The organism is Methanothermococcus okinawensis IH1 (genome assembly GCF_000179575.2).
In the GTDB taxonomy this organism is placed as follows: domain Archaea; phylum AGJL01; class Methanococci; order Methanococcales; family Methanococcaceae; genus Methanofervidicoccus; species Methanofervidicoccus okinawensis.
Genome location: NC_015636.1, coordinates 707,998 through 727,751, shown reverse-complemented (window position 1 = coordinate 727,751; position 19,754 = coordinate 707,998). Strand labels below are relative to the sequence as shown.

General features: G+C 35.5%; 7 protein-coding genes, 1 tRNA gene, 3 rRNA genes and 1 other RNA gene. 8 read left to right on the top strand and 4 right to left on the bottom strand.

Annotation, left to right across the window (positions count from 1 at the left end):
- Window positions 1-69: 69 nt before the first annotated feature.
- Window positions 70-1,302 carry an AAA family ATPase gene (locus tag METOK_RS03610; protein ID WP_013866872.1) on the bottom strand — a complete coding sequence of 411 codons (1,233 nt, stop codon included), beginning with the start codon at window positions 1,300-1,302 and terminating at the stop codon, window positions 70-72.
- A gap of 690 nt (window positions 1,303-1,992) precedes the next feature.
- Between METOK_RS03610 and METOK_RS03605 the strand changes: the two genes are divergently transcribed.
- Entirely contained in the window at window positions 1,993-2,511 is a 519-nt protein-coding gene (locus METOK_RS03605; protein WP_013866871.1) for a MarR family winged helix-turn-helix transcriptional regulator, read from the top strand.
- A gap of 522 nt (window positions 2,512-3,033) precedes the next feature.
- Here METOK_RS03605 and METOK_RS03600 read toward each other — a convergent pair.
- The 3 genes from METOK_RS03600 to METOK_RS03590 form a co-directional block, all read right to left on the bottom strand.
- On the bottom strand, window positions 3,034-4,083 hold the full coding sequence (locus METOK_RS03600) for a helix-turn-helix domain-containing protein (RefSeq protein WP_013866870.1): 1,050 nt from the start codon (window positions 4,081-4,083) through the stop codon (window positions 3,034-3,036).
- Between the two features lie 121 nt (window positions 4,084-4,204).
- Complete coding sequence (locus METOK_RS03595) at window positions 4,205-6,226, bottom strand: ATP-binding protein (protein ID WP_013866869.1); 2,022 nt, start codon at window positions 6,224-6,226, stop codon at window positions 4,205-4,207.
- A gap of 31 nt (window positions 6,227-6,257) precedes the next feature.
- Window positions 6,258-7,778 carry a cobyrinic acid a,c-diamide synthase gene (locus METOK_RS03590; RefSeq protein WP_048057866.1) on the bottom strand — a complete coding sequence of 507 codons (1,521 nt, stop codon included), beginning with the start codon at window positions 7,776-7,778 and terminating at the stop codon, window positions 6,258-6,260.
- Between the two features lie 175 nt (window positions 7,779-7,953).
- Between METOK_RS03590 and METOK_RS03585 the strand changes: the two genes are divergently transcribed.
- From METOK_RS03585 to METOK_RS03560, 7 genes are all read left to right on the top strand, one after another.
- Complete coding sequence (locus tag METOK_RS03585) at window positions 7,954-8,970, top strand: potassium channel family protein (protein WP_013866867.1); 1,017 nt, start codon at window positions 7,954-7,956, stop codon at window positions 8,968-8,970.
- A gap of 348 nt (window positions 8,971-9,318) precedes the next feature.
- Window positions 9,319-10,787 (top strand): 16S ribosomal RNA (locus METOK_RS03580).
- A 49-nt stretch (window positions 10,788-10,836) separates the two neighbouring features.
- Window positions 10,837-10,909 (top strand) — tRNA-Ala (locus METOK_RS03575).
- Between the two features lie 93 nt (window positions 10,910-11,002).
- Window positions 11,003-13,980: ribosomal RNA gene (locus METOK_RS03570) — 23S ribosomal RNA — on the top strand.
- Window positions 13,981-14,032: 52 nt separating this feature from the next.
- Window positions 14,033-14,147: ribosomal RNA gene (gene rrf, locus METOK_RS03565) — 5S ribosomal RNA — on the top strand.
- Together the 16S, 23S and 5S rRNA genes with 1 tRNA gene alongside form the textbook arrangement of a ribosomal RNA operon.
- 147 nt (window positions 14,148-14,294) lie before the next feature.
- Window positions 14,295-14,532: RNase P RNA component (rnpB, locus tag METOK_RS08360), an RNA gene on the top strand.
- 125 nt (window positions 14,533-14,657) lie between these two features.
- Window positions 14,658-19,748 (top strand): DNA-directed DNA polymerase II large subunit, encoded by a 5,091-nt coding sequence (locus METOK_RS03560; protein WP_013866866.1) that lies wholly within the window; start codon window positions 14,658-14,660, stop codon window positions 19,746-19,748.
- Window positions 19,749-19,754 lie beyond the last annotated feature (6 nt).

The window sequence follows — 19,754 nt, the reverse complement described above, 5'->3', positions numbered from 1 at the left end:
TTTATGATATAATATATAATATCTTAGGTATATCTTAGGATTTTTTATTTTATATTATACTAATAAGGATTAATCCAAATCCTCATTATCCTTATCTATTAAAACATCATTTAATTCTTTTGATAACATATAATATACATTATTTCCAGAGCGTTCTTTATAGATATATCCCATTTCATATATATCTGAAAGATGGGTTCCCACAGTACCTGGTGAATTATTTAAAACTTTTGCGAGCTCAGTTACTGTTGATTTTCCTCCAAAACTTGCCAGTGCTTTAACGATTTTTGATTGAGCTGGTGTTAAATGATTTAGGATTTGATGGCCTACACTTATTCCCAATTTTTTCATAGCCATTTTAACAATATCCTCGTCTATCTCATTCAATCCTTTTTTCAGACCTATGGATATGGCCTCTGAGCAGGTCATAATTATCTTCCTTGGGATACCATCACATTCTTCAACAATCACATCCACTGCATTTTCTGTGAATGGTTCATAATCTTTCGCTTTGGGAATTTGAGCATCTTTCAATCTTCTCAGTATTAAATCATAAGATTCTTCGTTTGATAATGGAGGCATGTTTATTATTTTAGGTAATCTATCCCTCATTGCAGGTGATACCTTAGTTAAATTTTCCATAAGTGTAGGAGAACCAGCAAAAAACGCCAAAATACCATCTTCATACAAAAATGAGTGGAAAAATTGTAAAAGTCTTAAACATCCTTTTCTAGCAAATTGGTCTGCTTCATCAATTAATATTATACATAATTTACCATCTTCTTTTACATTATTTAGGAGATAATCCAAATCCCTTTCTATTTTTTCCCTTGGGTAATGAACAGGAGTTTTATCAGAATATGAATCCAATCTTCTATATATATCTATTATCTTTTGAGAGTGTTCCAAATAATCCGTTGATAATGTGCCATCCATAGTAAATAAATTGTCCCTTATAATTCCATGCATTAATTGTATTAAAAATTGTCTCGGTGTAATTTGGGATGCTTCCAATTCCACAGCCCAGTGATTCTGTCGCTTTGCTGCATAGTATATTACATTCAAAAGTGAACTCTTCCCAATTCCCTTTGTCCCTACTATGGCTGCATTGGCAACACTACCATACTGAGCAGCACCCAATATATCAGCAATTTCCATCAATTCTGTGGTCCTACCTACAAAGAACTTAGTATTGCCTCTTATGGGTTTTTCGGAAAAAGGATTAGCCTTTAATTTTAATCTATTCATTGATTTTTTTGTTATTGATGAAGCATTTTGTATAAATTCAATAGGGTCCAACATAATACCACCAATATTAGAGTATATCATCTTAGTGCATAACCTGTTTTTATACTTTTCGGATATTTCTAATATTTTGAGCATTTATTTATTCGAAAACTCCGAAATTCCGAAACTCCTTAGTAGTATATATATCTATTATTATATATATCTAATTATATGAATATATGAATACTATCCCTAAATTAATTAAAATGTGAATAAAAAGATTAAAATAAATTAAAATGTGAATATATTATTAAAATTAAAAAATATTTAAAATACATTCTCAAAAATGCTATAAAAATAACTTTAATAAAAATTTAAAAAGTATATAAACTATCACTATGATTATAAAGTTTTTTTTAATTGTATTTTTAGTATATATACTAAAATTAAAATCGTGAATACAATATTTATAATATAAATAACTATGAATAAATAATATAATACAATATAAAACATAATATATATTATAAAATAAAAAAATAAAAAATATAAATTGCTAATAAATTAAAATATTAAATAAAAACTTAGATACAAACTAATAATCCAATAAAAAAATATATATAGGATGGAATTTTATAATAAATCACGATGTAAAAAAATCGTTAAATGAATCTAATGATATAATATAGTAAATAGCATTTAACAATTTATTAAATTATAAATTATAAATTATTAGCACTTAATTTATAAAAAAAGGGTGATATAATGGAATACATCATAAATAAAACAGTATCTACTCCCCTAAGAAAGTTGATTTTGCATTATGTGTTAATTCGTGGCACAGCCTATCCCCAGCAAATAACCGAAAACCTAAAAGTATCTAAGGGCATTCCATCACAATTTTTAAGACTTTGTACTGCTTTAAATTTAAGTAAAAGGGATAGAAATGGTCATAAAGTATTATACTCATTAACTACAAAAGGAATTGCAATTTTAAAGAGAGTATGCCCTGAAATATTTGACCTTAGTTTTTCGGGTCTTTTCGAAAGTCTCTCGAAAAAGAAATTTAGAACTAAGTATTACCCTGTGAATAGAATAGGTTTTGAAATAAAGAAATTAACCGATGAATTTGGTGGAATCTCATTTAAATTTTACGATGAAGACGGAAAAGAGATATCAACAGTTTTTAAATCAAAAACTGGTACATGGTGGTGTGTAGCATGCCAATCCTCTGATTGTAGGCATATTAACTATCTGAAAAAGTATTATGATAATCAAAAATAGTAGTAATTCGGGTTTTCGAGCGTAATGTATGTATAGGTTTGGAAAGTGTCTAAGAAAATTATAATTTTTAATTATTCGTAGAAAATTATTCGATGAAAAACGCTTATATTTTGGATAAGTAGCAATATATTAAACCAACATAAAAAATAGTAGTTTTTATCAGTTATTTTAGTTATTTATGATGTATTTATTTAATTTATGATATATAATAATTTATAAAATTATATTACATCATATAGCAAATTTTTTATTAATAATAACCACATTAAGAGCAGAAAAATAATATAATATAAAACATTTGGAATAATTTTGTTTTTTTATTTTTGGATATACATTTTTATTTTTCATATATACATTAAGCTCGAAAACTCGAAACACTTTTAAGAAAATTATTTATATACTTAATTTCTTATTATATAATTTTAGAACCATATTGTAAAAATAATGTTATGCCACAAATATGCACAAAACACATTTTTTAATAAAAAAACAATGTTATTTATTATTCGATAAAATAGCACATCATCCGAAAAGTCGAAACTTATAATTTTGCTGAGATTCTAAAAAGACACTATAATGTAAGTCCTTATAATCGATGTTTTTTATTATTTGGAATAACTCTTCTTTATCAAGATTTAATTTATATACTAAGTTTTTCCCGATTCTTCTCTTTTTTAGAAGTTTCATATCCACTAAATCACTTAAATAAGCGTATATTGTTGGTATCTTTAAATCTAAATAGTTATTAATACAGTTTATGTTAAATTTTTTTATATTGCATGCTATTTCCATTATTTTTTTATATTTTTTTGGAACAATTGATGGAATTATTTTTAACCAAGGTATTTTTAAATCACGCAATGTTTTTAAATCTCTTTTTGAATACCTCAATATTAATTTTAAAATATTTATATTTCCATTGGATATTTTTAATAGATATTCTGCCACTTTTGTTGAAATATTATATCCATTTGATTTTCCGTAGTATTTCATCACAGCAATATTATTTATTTTAATGTTTTCAAAAGTTTTTTTTACATAGTTTGTGGATTCAACAGGGCATCTTATTATAATATTTATATTATGCTTGCGGAGCGTGTTTATAAATTTTTTAAAACCTTCTATATGATTCCATTTTGATACATCATGAACATCAAATACCAACAGTGGTTTTAATATTTTAAGTAATATTATTGTTTTAGACATTACCTTTTTAAAATTCCAATTGTTGATATCTTCAAATAAATCTCCAATGAATCGATACCATGCTTTTTTTGCTCTATAATAATTTTTGTTTGGTGTATTAAAATATATTTTATTTAAATATTTAAATATGTTTAAATTAATATCTTCCTCTTTATTTTTAAATAAAACCATTTTATCTTTTATAGTATAAACTAACCTACTAATTGTTTTTTTTAAAGATGGTGTTGCAAGCACCCTTAAAACTGGAATGTTGTTGGATGCTTTAAGTTCCCCACTTTCATCCAATTCAAGTATATTCCTATCTGTTGGCATAACCCATAAATCATTTGTTAAAAAATCCGATGCAGTTTGATATATTATGTCCATTATTATCCCAGTTATTCTTATATGTATATATGTAATAGATTTAATACATGATTTAATTTAATCTATTTTATTATTTATTGTATATTATTATTTATTATATTTTTTTAATTTTTATATATGATTATATAATCCGATATTTTCCATTTCTTGGTTCGTCAATATCTCCTCTTTTCAATAATTTTTTAATAATATTTTCTGTTTCCTCCTCATCCATTCCCTTCTTTTTGGTTTCTTCTAATATGTCTTCAAATAACACCAATCCTTCACTGTTCTTTTCTGAAAGTTTTTTGATAATCGAATATAGTTCTTTCATTTTATTTCTGTCTTTGTTTGATTCTCCTGTAATCTTACCTATATCAATCATACCAGTTTCTGGGTCATAAGCTATCTCTTTTAGTGATTCCATTATTATATTTATAGCCTCTTTTGCATCCTCTTCATCTACAACATCTTTTAATTTCACCTTTGCATGAGCTTCGGCAAGTCGAATTGCAGCTTCGAGCTGTCTTGCTGTTATTTGTATAGAACTCCTCCTCATATTTGTGTAATACTCTATCAATATGTCCTCTGCATTTTTTGATATAATTGGTTTTTTTTGTCTGGCGTATAATATATATTTTATGATAAATTCATCGTCAATTTCTACACCGTTGATTTTGGTTTTTTCACTTTTTGCCTCGCCTTTATCCTCTTTTAAGTATTTCCTATGGATATTTATAATATGTTTTGCTATGTCTTTGTCCTTTGCTCTATCCACCTCATCCTTTATTGGAAATATTATGTCAAATCTGCTCAACATAGGTGCAGGTATATTTATCTGTTCAGGTATTGAAACATTTGGGTCAAATTTTCCCCATCTAGGATTACACGCAGCAAGAATTGCACATTCTGCTGGAAGTTTTGTATTTATGCCCCCCTTATTGATGTGGATTGTCTGACTTTCCATAGCCTCCAACACAAAACTTTGAAGGTCTTTATTAACGGTGAGCTCGTCAATACATGCAGTCCCTTTATTTGCCTTAACCAATAAACCTGGTTTTATAACCCAGGTATCATCTCCAATTTCTGTTCTTTCTCGTACAACTGCTGCGGTTAAACCAACTCCCGACGCCGTGGTTACAGAACCATATAAGTTTCCCGGGAGCTCAGCTATTTTTCTTAACATAACACTTTTTCCAATACCTGGGTCTGTAATTAAAAGTATATGGCTATCGGCCCTTTTATTACCTTTTTTAACCCCTTTTATCTGCTGTAAAAATATGGCCTTTTTTATAATATCGTATCCTTTTATCTCAGATATGAGCTCATTTGATAATATATCCAATACCTTTGGATGTTTGGCAACTTTTTTTATATTTTCAATATCCTCTTCACTGAGCTCACTTTCCAATCTGTTATCTATTATTTCACAATTTAATCCTCTTATATGTATATCATAAATAGGTAGTTTTTTGCTACTTTGATATTTGATGGGAATTCCTATTATTTTTACCCTTCCACAGAATATGCCTGGTGAATTTTCTAAAAATACTGATATGTATTTCGGAGGTTCTTCTGGGTCATCCATTAAATCTAACGGCTGTTGGACTTTTAATTCTTGAAAATCTATATATTCTGATTCATTTTCTACCAATTGAAGTGTCCCATTGCATTTTTCATTATTACAAGGTTTGGATTCTGGATTATATTCATAAGGATTGTCAATATTTATAACAACCCTATTTCCACAGTTATTGCATACATATACTGCTTTTTTTAATATTGATTTTATCTTGGTAGCTAAAACAATAATTCCTTCAAATTCTATGAGTTTTCCTAATGTGCTACTTTTAATGTCTTTAATTGTTAGGGATTTGTTGTTGTATTTTTTGAATACATTAGGTATATTATTTATTGATATGGAGCAGTTTGGATTTTCGTTTTTTAGTGCATAGTATGCTTCTGAATATGCCTCTTCTATAATTTTTAATCCGCCGTATGGATTTTCACAGATGTATTCTACAAAATCCACTATCCCATAGTTGTATAATTTTTCTAAATCTATTACTACCCTTTCTTTTTCCGATATAATATCGTCACTATGGAAGTTTCTTATATAATTGACAATATAGGGCCTTAACTGCTCTATCTTTTTTTCATCCATTCTATCCCTTTTAGTAATAATACCATTTTAATTATTTTAAATGATTAACCCATTTTTTTAAATAATATTCAAAGTCTTTATAATTATTTTTATTATTATTTTTATTAGTATTATCGTATCTTTTATTGATGGTTTCAAGTTTCGGAATTTCGAGCCCTATGTCTATATTCATGGCATTTTTACAGAAATTTTCATAATCTATTTCAACCTCTGGCATTAAACCTCTTTTATTCATATTTGCCTTTCCAACTCCTAATATAGATAATCCAATTTCATTTCCTATTTTTTTTACCTTTTCAAATACTTCAAAATTATATACCTTATTTAATATTATTCCCTTAACATTAACCCCCATTTCCTTTAACAAGGTATAATATCCAAAACTCTCTACAAATGCTCCTTCAATACCGCTTTTACTACATGATGCTACTATATATACTGGGAATTTCAATGTTTTCGATATTTCGGCTCCACTGTAATTTTTTTTATTTAATGCTCCTGTAAATGCACCCATTACTCCTTCAATGATATAATAAGTATAATCTGAATCTTTAACAAATTTTAGAAACTCCTCAGCATCACACCAACCCCTATCTGCGATTTTTATACTGCTGTATTTTAACATAGGTTCTCTTAACATATATAGTGATGGAACAATATCCCTTACATCAGGACCTATTTTTGCAACAAAAGTTTTTTTATCTAATTTTGAAACTATACTTGTTGTTAAAAAGGTTTTTCCACTTTCAGAGCCTGTTGCTAATAAAATTAATCCTTTTTTTTCATCACTTTCTTTTAAAGGTGATTGGAAGGAGCTCCTATTATTAATATTGGTGGTATTGGTATCATTAGTATTATTGGCGTTAGTATTTATTATGGATTTAGCTTTTAATCTATGGGTTATATCATTATTTTTTTTTAATATGAGCTCCTTTTCATTTTCATCAATATTCAATGAATTAAATATATTTTCCTTAATATTTTTGTTATCTAAAAATCCATGCACCATTGTTCCAAAGATATTTTTATAATAAACACCAGATATAATATCTACATCTCCAACTATTTTGTAGTTTAATTTTTTGATTTTTGAGGTGCATAGTTCTTTTGTTTTTTTATTTGTTATCTTTATATTGCCGTATGTGTGGCAGTGGAAGCCATTTCCAACATCATGGGGTTTTCCAAATATGCTTTCATTTTTTAATTCAAATTCAACCCTGTCTGTGCAAATAAGTGGTGAAAATTCAACATTTAATAGCCCTAAACCTTCTTTAATAATGGGGACTGGACTTTTTCTGCCAACATCTATTTTCTCAGATAATATTTGAAATCCACTGCATATTCCAACTATTATTCCATCATATTCTAATATGTGCTTTTTTAAGTTTTCGTTTAATGAACCGCTTTCAACTAAACTTCCTCCTGGTATAATTAACATATTCAAGTCTTTAATTTCTGAAAAATTATTTTCATCTATTATCTTTGTAGGTAGATTTCCAAAACTTTCAAAACAAGGTAATGAACCTTTTATATCCAATATGCCTATTTCCATAATTATCATCTTCATTTTATAGTTCATGGTTTTAGATATATTATAGAGTTAAATAAATTAAAAATTAAATAAATTTAGAGTAAAACGAAATTACATATTATACAGCATTATATTTACATTTATATTATCACACCATCTATATATTATTTATATTTTAATGTAAATATGTGGTAAAATGGAAGTTATCGATAGAATAAAATTAAGCGTAGCTGTATTAGGGGCTTCAATTATAATTTATTCAATAATTATGATGGACATAGAAGGATTAAATCCATTAGATGCATTGTATTTTTCAATAGTTACAATTTCCACAGTAGGTTATGGAGATTATGTGCCAAAGACTGAATTGGGGAAACTCCTTTCAGCCATGTATATATTATTTGGCGTAGGAGTAGGATTTTATACCTTTGGAAGTATTGCTGAATTTTTTATAGGTGGTTATTTTAAAAAAATAAATCAGATGAATGATATGGAGAAAAGAATAAAACATTTAAAAAATCATTATATTATCTGTGGATATGGTAAAAGTGGAAAAGTTGTTGCAAATAAATTAGAAAAATCCGGAGCAAAATATATAGTTATAGATATCAATGCAGAACTTTTAGAGAATGAGCTCGAAAATAATCCTAATTTTAATTATATAGTTGGGGATGCCACGCTTGATGATATACTATTAAAGGCCAAGATAAAAGAAGCAAAAGGTTTAATTTCCACAGTTTCAAGGGATTCAGACAATGTATATATTACTTTGTCTGCAAAACGAATTAATCCAAATATATATATTGTAGCAAAAGCTGATGAAAGGGTTGCTATGGATAAACTTTTAATTGCAGGGGCTGATAGAGTAGTGTCTCCTTATGTGATTGGTGGATTAAGAATGGCCGAACTTGCATTGAAGCCAGATATTCTTGATTTTGTATCTACCTTTATGTCCATAGCTAAATATGAATATGATGAAAATTTAGAGATAAGAAAGATAAAGATTGAAAAAGATTCTCCATTGGCAGGAAAGCTGTTATCTGAAACTAAAATAAGACAGGAATATTATGTTAATGTTATTGGTATCAAAAAGAATGATGAATTAATAACAAATCCTCCTCCAAATACTGTAATTTTACCAGACGATGTGCTTTATGCATTTGGAACTACTGAACAACTTGATAATTTAGAAAAGATTGCAAAAGGAAGTTAATTTTAATTTATATAACTACATACATTTTTTATATTTTAGTTAATATTTTATAATTTTTAATTTAATTTTGGTATTTGACTATATTTCATTATTTTTGTGATTTTATTATGTGATTCAAGCATGAATATATAAAATAATAAATAATATTGTTCCAAACCTAAAAACAATACATTATCCAAACCACCATCATATTATGCAGTCAATGATAGTCTGAGAAAAGATAGAAAAATATAGGAGCTCAGGTTTGATGTAAGCCCGCAACCAAGTGATACTTAGTAACGACCGAGTCAATTCCAAAACTTTTTGACCGACTCCAAAGAGTGTTTGCTAAGCTATGCTTAGCAAATAATTCCGGTTGATCCCGCCGGAGGCCACTGCTATTGGGGTTCGACTAAGCCATGCGAGTCTATGGACTTCGGTCCATGGCGGACGGCTCAGTAACACGTGGCTAACCTACCCTCAGGTGGGGGATAACCTTGGGAAACTGAGGATAATACCCCATAGGGGAAGAGGTCTGGAATGATCCTTCCTTGAAAGGACATCCGCCTGAGGATGGGGCTGCGTCCGATTAGGTAGTTGGTGGGGTAATGGCCCACCAAGCCTACGATCGGTACGGGCCTTGAGAGAGGAAGCCCGGAGATGGGGACTGAGACACGGCCCCAGGCCCTACGGGGCGCAGCAGGCGCGAAACCTCCACAATGCACGAAAGTGCGATGGGGGGACCCCAAGTGCCTATGCACAGCATAGGCTTTTCCCAAGTGTAAATAGCTTGGGGAATAAGGGCTGGGCAAGTCCGGTGCCAGCAGCCGCGGTAACACCGGCGGCCCGAGTGGTGGCCACTCTTATTGGGCCTAAAGCGTCCGTAGCCGGTCCAGTAAGTCCCTGTTTAAATCCTACGGCTCAACCGTAGGGCTGGCAGGGATACTGCTGGACTTGGGACCGGGAGAGGACGAGGGTACTCCAGGGGTAGCGGTGAAATGCGTTGATCCCTGGAGGACCACCTATGGCGAAGGCACTCGTCTGGAACGGGTCCGACGGTGAGGGACGAAAGCCAGGGGCGCGAACCGGATTAGATACCCGGGTAGTCCTGGCCGTAAACTCTGCGGACTAGGTGTCACCTGGGCCTTGGGCCCAGGTGGTGCCGAAGGGAAGCCATTAAGTCCGCCGCCTGGGGAGTACGGTCGCAAGACTGAAACTTAAAGGAATTGGCGGGGGAGCACCACAACGGGTGGAGCCTGCGGTTTAATTGGATTCAACGCCGGGCATCTCACCAGGGGCGACAGCATGATGACGGTCAGGTTGACGACCTTACCTGAAGCGCTGAGAGGTGGTGCATGGCCATCGTCAGCTCGTACCGCGAGGCGTCCTGTTAAGTCAGGTAACGAGCGAGACCCGTGCCCTATGTTGCGACTTCTTCCTCCGGGGAGAAGGCACTCATAGGGGACCGCTGGTGTTAAACCAGAGGAAGGAGCGGGCAACGATAGGTCCGCATGCCCCGAATCCCCTGGGCTACACGCGGGCTACAATGGTTGGGACAATGGGATGCAACCCTGAAAGGGGAAGCAAATCTCCTAAACCCAATCGTAGTTCGGATCGTGGGCTGTAACTCGCCCACGTGAAGCTGGAATCCGTAGTAATCGCAGTTCAACATACTGCGGTGAATGTGTCCCTGCTCCTTGCACACACCGCCCGTCACACCACCCGAGTTGGGTTGAGGTGAGGCCCTAGCCTTTGGCTAGGGTCGAACCTGGGCTCAGCAAGGGGGGTGAAGTCGTAACAAGGTAGCCGTAGGGGAACCTGCGGCTGGATCACCTCCTAAGAAAAAAAGGTCGTTACTAAGCACTAAATGGTTGCGGGCTGAGGACTGGGCCCGTAGCTCAGTTGGGAGAGCGCCGCCCTTGCAAGGCGGAGGCCGTGGGTTCAAATCCCGCCGGGTCCATAGCGAGGTTCATAATCCATAGGGTTATGAACTGAAAACCTGATTTTAGATGATGGTTTGTATAAGCCTCTGTATCTGGTGATATCCAAGTATCCTATATATCCGATATCCTATCTGGGGAATGGCTTGGCTTGGAACGCCGATGAAGGACGTGGTAAGCTGCGATAAGCCCATGCGAGGCGCATACAGCCGTGGAACATGGGATTTCCGAATGGGACTTCCTGCCCTTTTGGGCGATCCGTGAGGATCGGGAACGCGGGGGATTGAAGCATCTTAGTACCCGCAGGAAAAGAAATCAACAGAGATTCCGTTAGTAGGGGCGACTGAAAGCGGAACAGGGCAAACTGAATCCCGCAAGGGAGATGTGGTGTTATGGGCCCTCTTCAAAACTTAGGAAGGGATGCCGAAGTTGCCTGGAATGGCACACCATAGAGGGTGAAAGTCCCGTAGGTATAACCAACCTAAGTTTGAGGTGTCCCTGAGTACCGTGCGTTGGATATCGCGCGGGAATATGGGAGGCATCGACTTCCAACCCTAAATACGTTCCAAGACCGATAGCGTACTAGTACCGTGAGGGAAAGCTGAAAAGCACCCTTAATCGGGTGTGAAAAGAGCCTGAAACCAGATAGGGATGGAATGGCATGGCTCCAAAGGCAACTGTTCCGAAGGAACCCCTTGCAAAAGGGCAGTACGAGGAACAGAGTCCAGGGTTGTGCCGTCCGTTTCGAAAAACGGGCCGGGGAGTGTATGGTTGTGGCGAGCCTAAGACCTTAAAGGTCGGAGGCGTAGGGAAACCAACAAGTCCGCAGGCTTTGCCGAGGGACGGGGTCTTAAGGGCCCGGAGTCACAGCCATACGACCCGAAACCGGGCGATCTAGGCCGGGGCAAGGTGAAGTCCCTCATCAGAGGGATGGAGGCCTGCAGAGGTGCTGCCGTTCGAAGCGCTCTTCTGACCTCGGTCTAGGGGTGAAAGGCCAATCGAGCCCGGAGATAGCTGGTTCCCCCCGAAGTAACCCTAAGGTTAGCCGGAGGTTAGGTAGATAGCAGGGTAGAGCACTGATAGGGTGGTTAGGGGGCGAAAGCCCTCGCCACTCTGTCAAACTCCGAACCTGTTGTCGCCGCAGCCTCTGAGTAAGGGCATACGGGTAAGCTGTATGTCCGAGACGGGAATAGCCGTGACTCAGGTTAAGGTCCCTAAGTGCCGGTTAAGTGTGAACACGAAGGGCGTCCTTGGCCTAAGACAGCAGGGAGGTTGGCTTAGAAGCAGCCATCCTTAAAAGAGTGCGTAACAGCTCACCTGTCGAGGTCAGGGGCCCCGAAAATGGACGGGGCTAAATCGGCCACCGAGACCTGAGGGCACCGAAAGGTGATCCGGTAGGGGGGCGTTCTGCGAGGGCAGAAGCTTGGCTGTGAAGTCAAGTGGACCTCGTAGAAATGAAGATCCCGGTAGTAGTAACAGCATAAGTGGGGTGAGAATCCCCACCGCCGAAGGGGCAAGGGTTCCACAGCAATGTTCGTCAGCTGTGGGTAAGCCGGTCCTAACTTCCGAGGTAACTCCTTTGGAAGGAAAGGGAAACAGGTTAATATTCCTGTGCCATCTAAATACACGCGGCAACGCAAGGTCAGTTTCTGACGCTTCAGGGTAGGCTAACTGCCTTTGTCAGGGTAGTCAAGTGTATAAGTCCGGGGAGAGTTGTAATAACGAGAACCGGATGAAAGCACGATGAGCTGTCCGTTAGGACGGTTTGGTCGAGCTCTGGAGCCCGTGAAAAGGGAACTGACATGGATTTTAGATGACCGTACCCAGAACCGACACTGGTGCCCCTAGGTGAGTATCCTAAGGCGTATCGGATGAATCTAGTCGAGGGAAGTCGGCAAAATGGCCCCGTAACTTCGGGAGAAGGGGTGCCAGCGACCTTACTTATAAGTGGGGTTGCTGGTCGCAGTGACCAGGGAGGTCCGACTGTTTAATACAAACATAGGTCTTAGCTAGTCTGAAAAGATGTGTACTAAGGCCGACGCCTGCCCAGTGCTGGTACGTGAACCCCGGGTTCAACCGGGCGAAGCGCCAGTAAACGGCGGGGGTAACTATAACCCTCTTAAGGTAGCGAAATTCCTTGTCGGGTAAGTTCCGACCTGCATGAATGGCGTAACGAGACCTCCACTGTCCCCGACTAGAATCCGGTGAACCTACCATTCCGGTGCAAAGGCCGGAGACCTCCAGTGGGAAGCGAAGACCCCGTGGAGCTTTACTGCAGCCTGCCGTTGGGGCATGGTTGTGGGTGTACAGTGTAGGTGGGAGCCGTCGAAACCTCCTCGCCAGGGGAGGTGGAGGCAACCATGGGACACCACCCTCCCATGACCATGTCCCTCACCCAAGTATGGGGACACCGGTAGGTGGGCAGTTTGGCTGGGGCGGTACCCTCCTAAAAATGCATCAGGAGGGCCCAAAGGTCGGCTCAGGCGGGTCAGGACTCCGCTGTTGAGTGTAAGGGCAAAAGCCGGCCTGACTTGGTTGCCCAAAATACGCAACCAAGAGGCGAAAGCCGGGCCTAACGAACCCCTGTGCCTCACCGATGGGGGCCAGGGATGACAGAAAAGCTACCCCGGGGATAACAGAGTTGTCGCGGGCAAGAGCCCATATCGACCCCGCGGCTTGCTACCTCGATGTCGGTTTTTCCCATCCTGGATCTGCAGCAGGATCCAAGGGTGGGGCTGTTCGCCCATTAAAGGGGATCATGAGCTGGGTTTAGACCGTCGTGAGACAGGTTGGTTGCTATCTGCTGGAGGTGTTGGCTGCCTGAGGGAAAGGTGGTTCTAGTACGAGAGGAACGAACCGCCGGTGCCTCTAGTCTATCGGTTGTCCGACAGGGCATTGCCGAGCAGCCACGCACCAAGGGATAAGGGCTGAAAGCATCTAAGCCCGAAACCCATCCTGAAAACAGGCAGCCAGTCCCTTCGGGGACGAGGGCTCCCGTAGAAGACGGGTTTGATAGGCTAGGGATGTAAGCACCGAGGGTTCGCCCGAGGTGTTTAGTTCGCTAGTACTAATCGCCCGAGGGATATTTAGGATACTTGGACACTTAAAGATATGGGGGCTTATGCCTGCTTTATTTTTTCTGGCATAACGGTCATAGCGAAGGTGTAACATCCGATCCCGTTCCGATCTCGGAAATTAAGCCCTTCAGCGATACCCTAAGTACTGCCTTCCGGTGGAAACAGGGTGACGCTGTTAGCCATTTTTTATTTATAATTATATAATTTCGAGTTTTCGAGTATAATGTGTTTTTTACAACATTTGGCATTTTTTATTCTTTATTTTTATTTTTCATTTTTATTCTTTGGTTTTTTATATATGATTACGATATATTAATTATCAATATTGGCAAGAGGATTGGCGACTCCCATTAGGAGGAAGCTCCGCCCACCCCTTATGTGCATAAAATCCTGAGAAGGATTGAATGGTATATAGAAACGACACGGCCTTGAAACAGATGACAATGATATGTAAATTGAGGAGTTTCAAGGAAACGGTGAAACGATACCATTCTGCACGGGTGCAAGCATTTAGCGCTTAGCCGAATGTCGTCGAAATTACAGAAGGCGGGCTATAATCCTCATGCCAATTATTTTTTACAAATATATATTTATATATTTAGATTTATACACTTACTTTAATATTATATATTTGATGGATATATTATTTTACTAAATTTACAATTTTATAATTTTATAATATGGTGAAGATATGTTTCATGTGAGCTCCTCTAAGGATATGGAATGTTATTTTAAAAATATTTTAGATAATGTTAAAAAAATTTACGATATTGCAGAGGAATGCAGAAAAAAAGGATATGACCCCACAGATTTTGTAGAGGTGCCTCTTGCAAAAGATATGGCTGATAGGGTAGAAGGGCTTGTAGGTCCAAAAGGGGTATCTGGAAGAATAAGAGAACTTGTTTCAGAACTTGGTAAAGAACCTGCTGCATTGGAGATTGCCAAAGAAATAGTTGAAGGAAAATTTGGAAATGAAGGAACTATGGAAGAATTAGCAGAACAGGCTGTAAGAACAGCATTAGCCATAATTACAGAAGGGATTGTAGCAGCTCCTCTTGAAGGAATTGCCCATGTTAAAATAAAAAATAATAGAGATGGTAGTAAATATTTGGCAATATATTTTGCTGGACCCATTAGAAGTGCAGGTGGGACAGCTCAGGCATTATCTGTTCTTGTTGGTGATTATGTCAGAAAAAATATGAATTTAAATAGATATATGCCCAATGAGGATGAAGTAGAACGGTATGTGGAAGAAGTTGATTTGTATCAATCAGAAGTTGGTAGTTTCCAATATTCTCCAAAACCCGATGAAATAAGAACCGCTGTAAAAAATATACCCATAGAAATTACAGGAGAAGCTACGGACGATGTGGAAGTTAGCGGACATAGAGATTTGGATAGGGTAGAGACCAACCAAATAAGAGGGGGAGCTCTGCTTGCACTGGTAGAAGGTGTGCTTTTAAAAGCTCCAAAAATTTTAAGGCATGTCGATAAACTTGGAATTGAAGGATGGGATTGGCTAAAAGAATTAAAGGGAAAAAAAGCAAAAGAAAATGAAAATGAAAACGAAGAGGATAATTTAGAAGATAACGATAATAATGACATAGATGAAGAAGAGTTTGAAGAATACAGTAAATTGTATGATGATATTGAAATTGAAGCAATTACAAAATATATAGGTGAAGTTATTGCAGGAAGACCTGTCTTTGCCCACCCTTCAAAAGAGGGAGGTTTCAGGTTAAGGTATGGCAGAAGTAGAAATACGGGGTTTGCAACAGATGGTTTTCACCCAGCACTTATGTATTTAGTGGATGACTTCATGGCTGTCGGAACTCAGTTAAAAACTGAAAGACCTGGAAAGGCAACCTGTGTTGTTCCAGTAGATAGTATAGAACCTCCTATTGTAAAGTTAAAAAATGGAAATGTAATGAGAATTGATACTATTGAGAAGGCATTGGAATATAGGGATTCCGTAGAGGAAATATTATTTTTAGGAGATATTTTAATTAATTTTGGAGATTTTCTTGAAAATAACCATCCAATACTCCCAAGTAGTTGGTGTGAAGAATGGTATGAAAAAATACTTATTTCAAAAAATATTGAATACAATAAAGAATATATAAACAATCCTGACCCAAAAAAAGCTGTAAAATTTGCTATAAAAACTGGAACGCCACTACATCCAAGATATACATATTATTGGCATGATGTGTCAAAAGAGGATATATTGTTGTTAAGAAATTGGCTTTTAAGCGGATATCTTAAAAGAGAAGAAGGGCATGATATATGGGTGGTTCCTTATAATTCAAAGGATGAAAAACACATAAAATCTAAAAGAATATTGGAGCTCATAGGGTGCTGTCATAAAGTTATAACTAATAAGAATATAACAGACACAGATAAAATTAATAATAAAGAAAAAACTAATAACAAAGGTAATATCAATAATATATTCAATAAATTTATCGTAATAAACGAATATTATCCTTTACTGTATTCATTGGGTTTTGATGTTGAAAAAAATCAAGATTTAGCTAATACAAATAATATAAACAACACAAACAATAATACAAATAATACAAATAATATAAAAAATAATAACATAAACAATATAGATGAAATATTTAATAAATCAAAAAACAGCATGCATTTTATAAATCTATTGGCACCATTTGAGATTAAAAGGAAAGCATACATATATGTAGGAGCTCGTATGGGAAGACCTGAAAAAGCTGCTCCAAGAAAAATGAAACCACCAGTAAATGGGTTATTTCCAATAGGTAATGCAGGAAATGTTGTTAGATTGATAAATAAAGCTGTTGAAGAAGGTAAAACTGATACAATTGATATATCTTATGGAAAATGCCCAAAATGTGGAAAGATAAGTTTATACAATAGGTGTCCATTTTGCGGAACTCCTGTGAAATTATCAGGACCTAATAGAATAGAACTTCCGCTGAAAGACTACTGGTATAAGGCACTTGAAAATTTAAAGATAAACAAACCGGGGGATGTAAAGTGTATTAAGGGTATGACGTCAAAGGATAAAGTAGTGGAACCACTTGAAAAGGCTATATTAAGGGCAATGAATAATGTATTTGTATTTAAAGATGGAACTATGAGGTTTGACTGCACGGATGTGCCAATTACTCATTTTAAACCTTGTGAAATAAATGTATCCGTTGAAAAATTAAAAGAACTAGGTTATGACAAGGATATATATGGAAATCCAATAACTAATGAAAATCAGGTTATAGAACTAAAAGTGCAGGATATAATTATCCCAACATCTTGTGCAGAATATTTTGTAAATGCAACTAAATTTATCGATGATTTACTTGAAAAATTCTATAAAACAGATAGATTTTATAATGTAAAAAATAAAGAGGATTTAATTGGTCATTTAGTAATAGGAATGGCCCCACACACTTCTGCGGGAATGGTTGGTAGGATTATAGGATACTGTAAGGCAAATGTGGGATATGCTCATCCATATTTCCATGCTTCAAAGAGGAGAAACTGCTTTCCACCAAATACAACCGTATTGGTAAATATAAATGGAGAAGTGAAAAGAATCACAATTGAGGAACTCTACAATTTATACGATAATGAATACTATGAAAATAATGCCTATATCAAAAATAAACCAAAAAATAATCTAAATATTAAGGTTTATTCCTTCGATACATTAAATAAAAAAATGGTTTTAACAGACATTGAGGAAGTTTTAAAAATACCCTCTCCAAATCATCTCATAAATATAGAGCTCGACACAGGAAGAAGTTTTGAAACTACACCAGACCATCCAGTAATGATATACAATGAAAAAGAGGATAAATTTATAAAAAAGAATGCAATGGATGTTGAAGAAAACGACTTAATGCTAATTCCAAAATTGGATTTTGGGGAAGAAAATATAGAATATATTGATTTATTGGAGGAACTCTCAAAGGATGAGTATAAAAATATATGGGAGCTCATAAGGGTTAGAGGGATATCGGATTGGATAATAAATAATATTCCAAAAGACTGTTTAAAAGAAAGAGAAAAAGAAAAAACCAATAAAGGAAAAGAAAAACTGATTAAAAATATTACTAAATACATAAAACAGGACACAATACCACTGGATTCACTGTTAAAAATTTTAAAAAATGCAGAATTGAATATATCTGCTGTTCCAAAGGATATATTTATTGCAGTTAAGCGGGATAGGGTAAATATAAAAAGAATTATTAAAATTGAACCTCTATTAAAAATAATTGGCTATTATTTGGCAGAAGGATATGTAAGAAAAACCAGTAGTGTTTATCAACTAAACTTCTCAAATTACGATGAGGAGGTAAATAAGGATATTAAAAATTCATTAATTGAAGCATTTGGAGATGGATTTGGTATATATGAAAGAGACGGAAAAATAACCGTTGGTTCAAGAATAATCTATTTACTATTCACTGAGATATTAAAGACAGGAACAAATGCACACAATAAAAGAGTGCCTTCATTTATATTCAAACTTCCAAAGGAAAAGGTTAAATTGATGCTTTCAGCATATTTCACAGGAGATGGAAGTGCCATAAAAACAAGACCTATTGTAGTAATATATAGTGCAAATAAAAAATTATTGGAAGATGTTGATACCTTAATGATATCAAAATTTGGATTATATGGAAACTGGGGCGTAGATAAAAATGCAAATGGAAGAAATGGAAATGTTGTAATGAAATATCATGAAAAAAGAGGAACTGAAATTCCAAAATCAACAGTTTATAGAATTGATTATAATGGAATACAGGCAATGAAATATTTTGAAAATATAGGCTTTACATCTTCTAAAAAACAAAATATCTATGAGTTACATCTACATAGAAATTTTAAGATTAAAAAAGGCTTAAAAAAACATGGTTTCATTGTTAAGGTTAGAAATAAAACCATCATCAAGGCAAAGGATGAATTTGTATATTCACTAAACGCAAAGAAGTATCACAATTTAGTTATAAATTTAAATATTCAAATACATAATTGTGACGGGGACGAAGACGGAATATTCTTGCTTTTAGACGCATTTTTGAACTTTTCCAAACGATTTTTGCCAGATAAAAGAGGTGGGCAAATGGATGCCCCGCTGGTATTAACCACACTTCTTGACCCAAAAGAGGTTGATGGAGAAGTTCATAACATGGATACTGTTTGGGAATATCCATTAGAATTTTACGAAAAAACACTTGAAATGCCTTCTCCAAAAGAGGTAAAGGAACTAATAGAAACCGTTGAGGATAGATTAGGAAAACCATCTCAATATGAGGGTATTGGATATACCCACGAAACTTCAAGAGTTGATGCTGGACCTCTTGTTTGTGCTTATAAAACATTAGGTTCTATGCTGGAAAAAACAGAGGCTCAGTTAGCAGTAGCAAAGAAAATAAGAGCTACTGATGAAAGAGATGTTGCTGAAAAGGTAATTCAATCCCATTTTGTTCCTGATTTAATTGGGAATTTAAGGGCATTTTCAAGACAAGGGGTTAGATGCAAATGCGGTGCAAAATTTAGAAGAGTTCCATTAAGAGGAGTATGTCCAAAATGTGGAAGTAAATTAATATTAACAGTTTCAAAAGGAGCTGTGGAAAAATATATGAAAGTTTCTCAAAAAATGGCTGAAAAATACAATGCAAGCGATTATATAAAACAGAGATTGGAATTAATCAAAGAAGGTATAGATAATCTATTTGAAAATGATAAAAATAAACAGGTTAAAATAGAAGATTTCTTTAAAGTAAATAAATAACTTTTA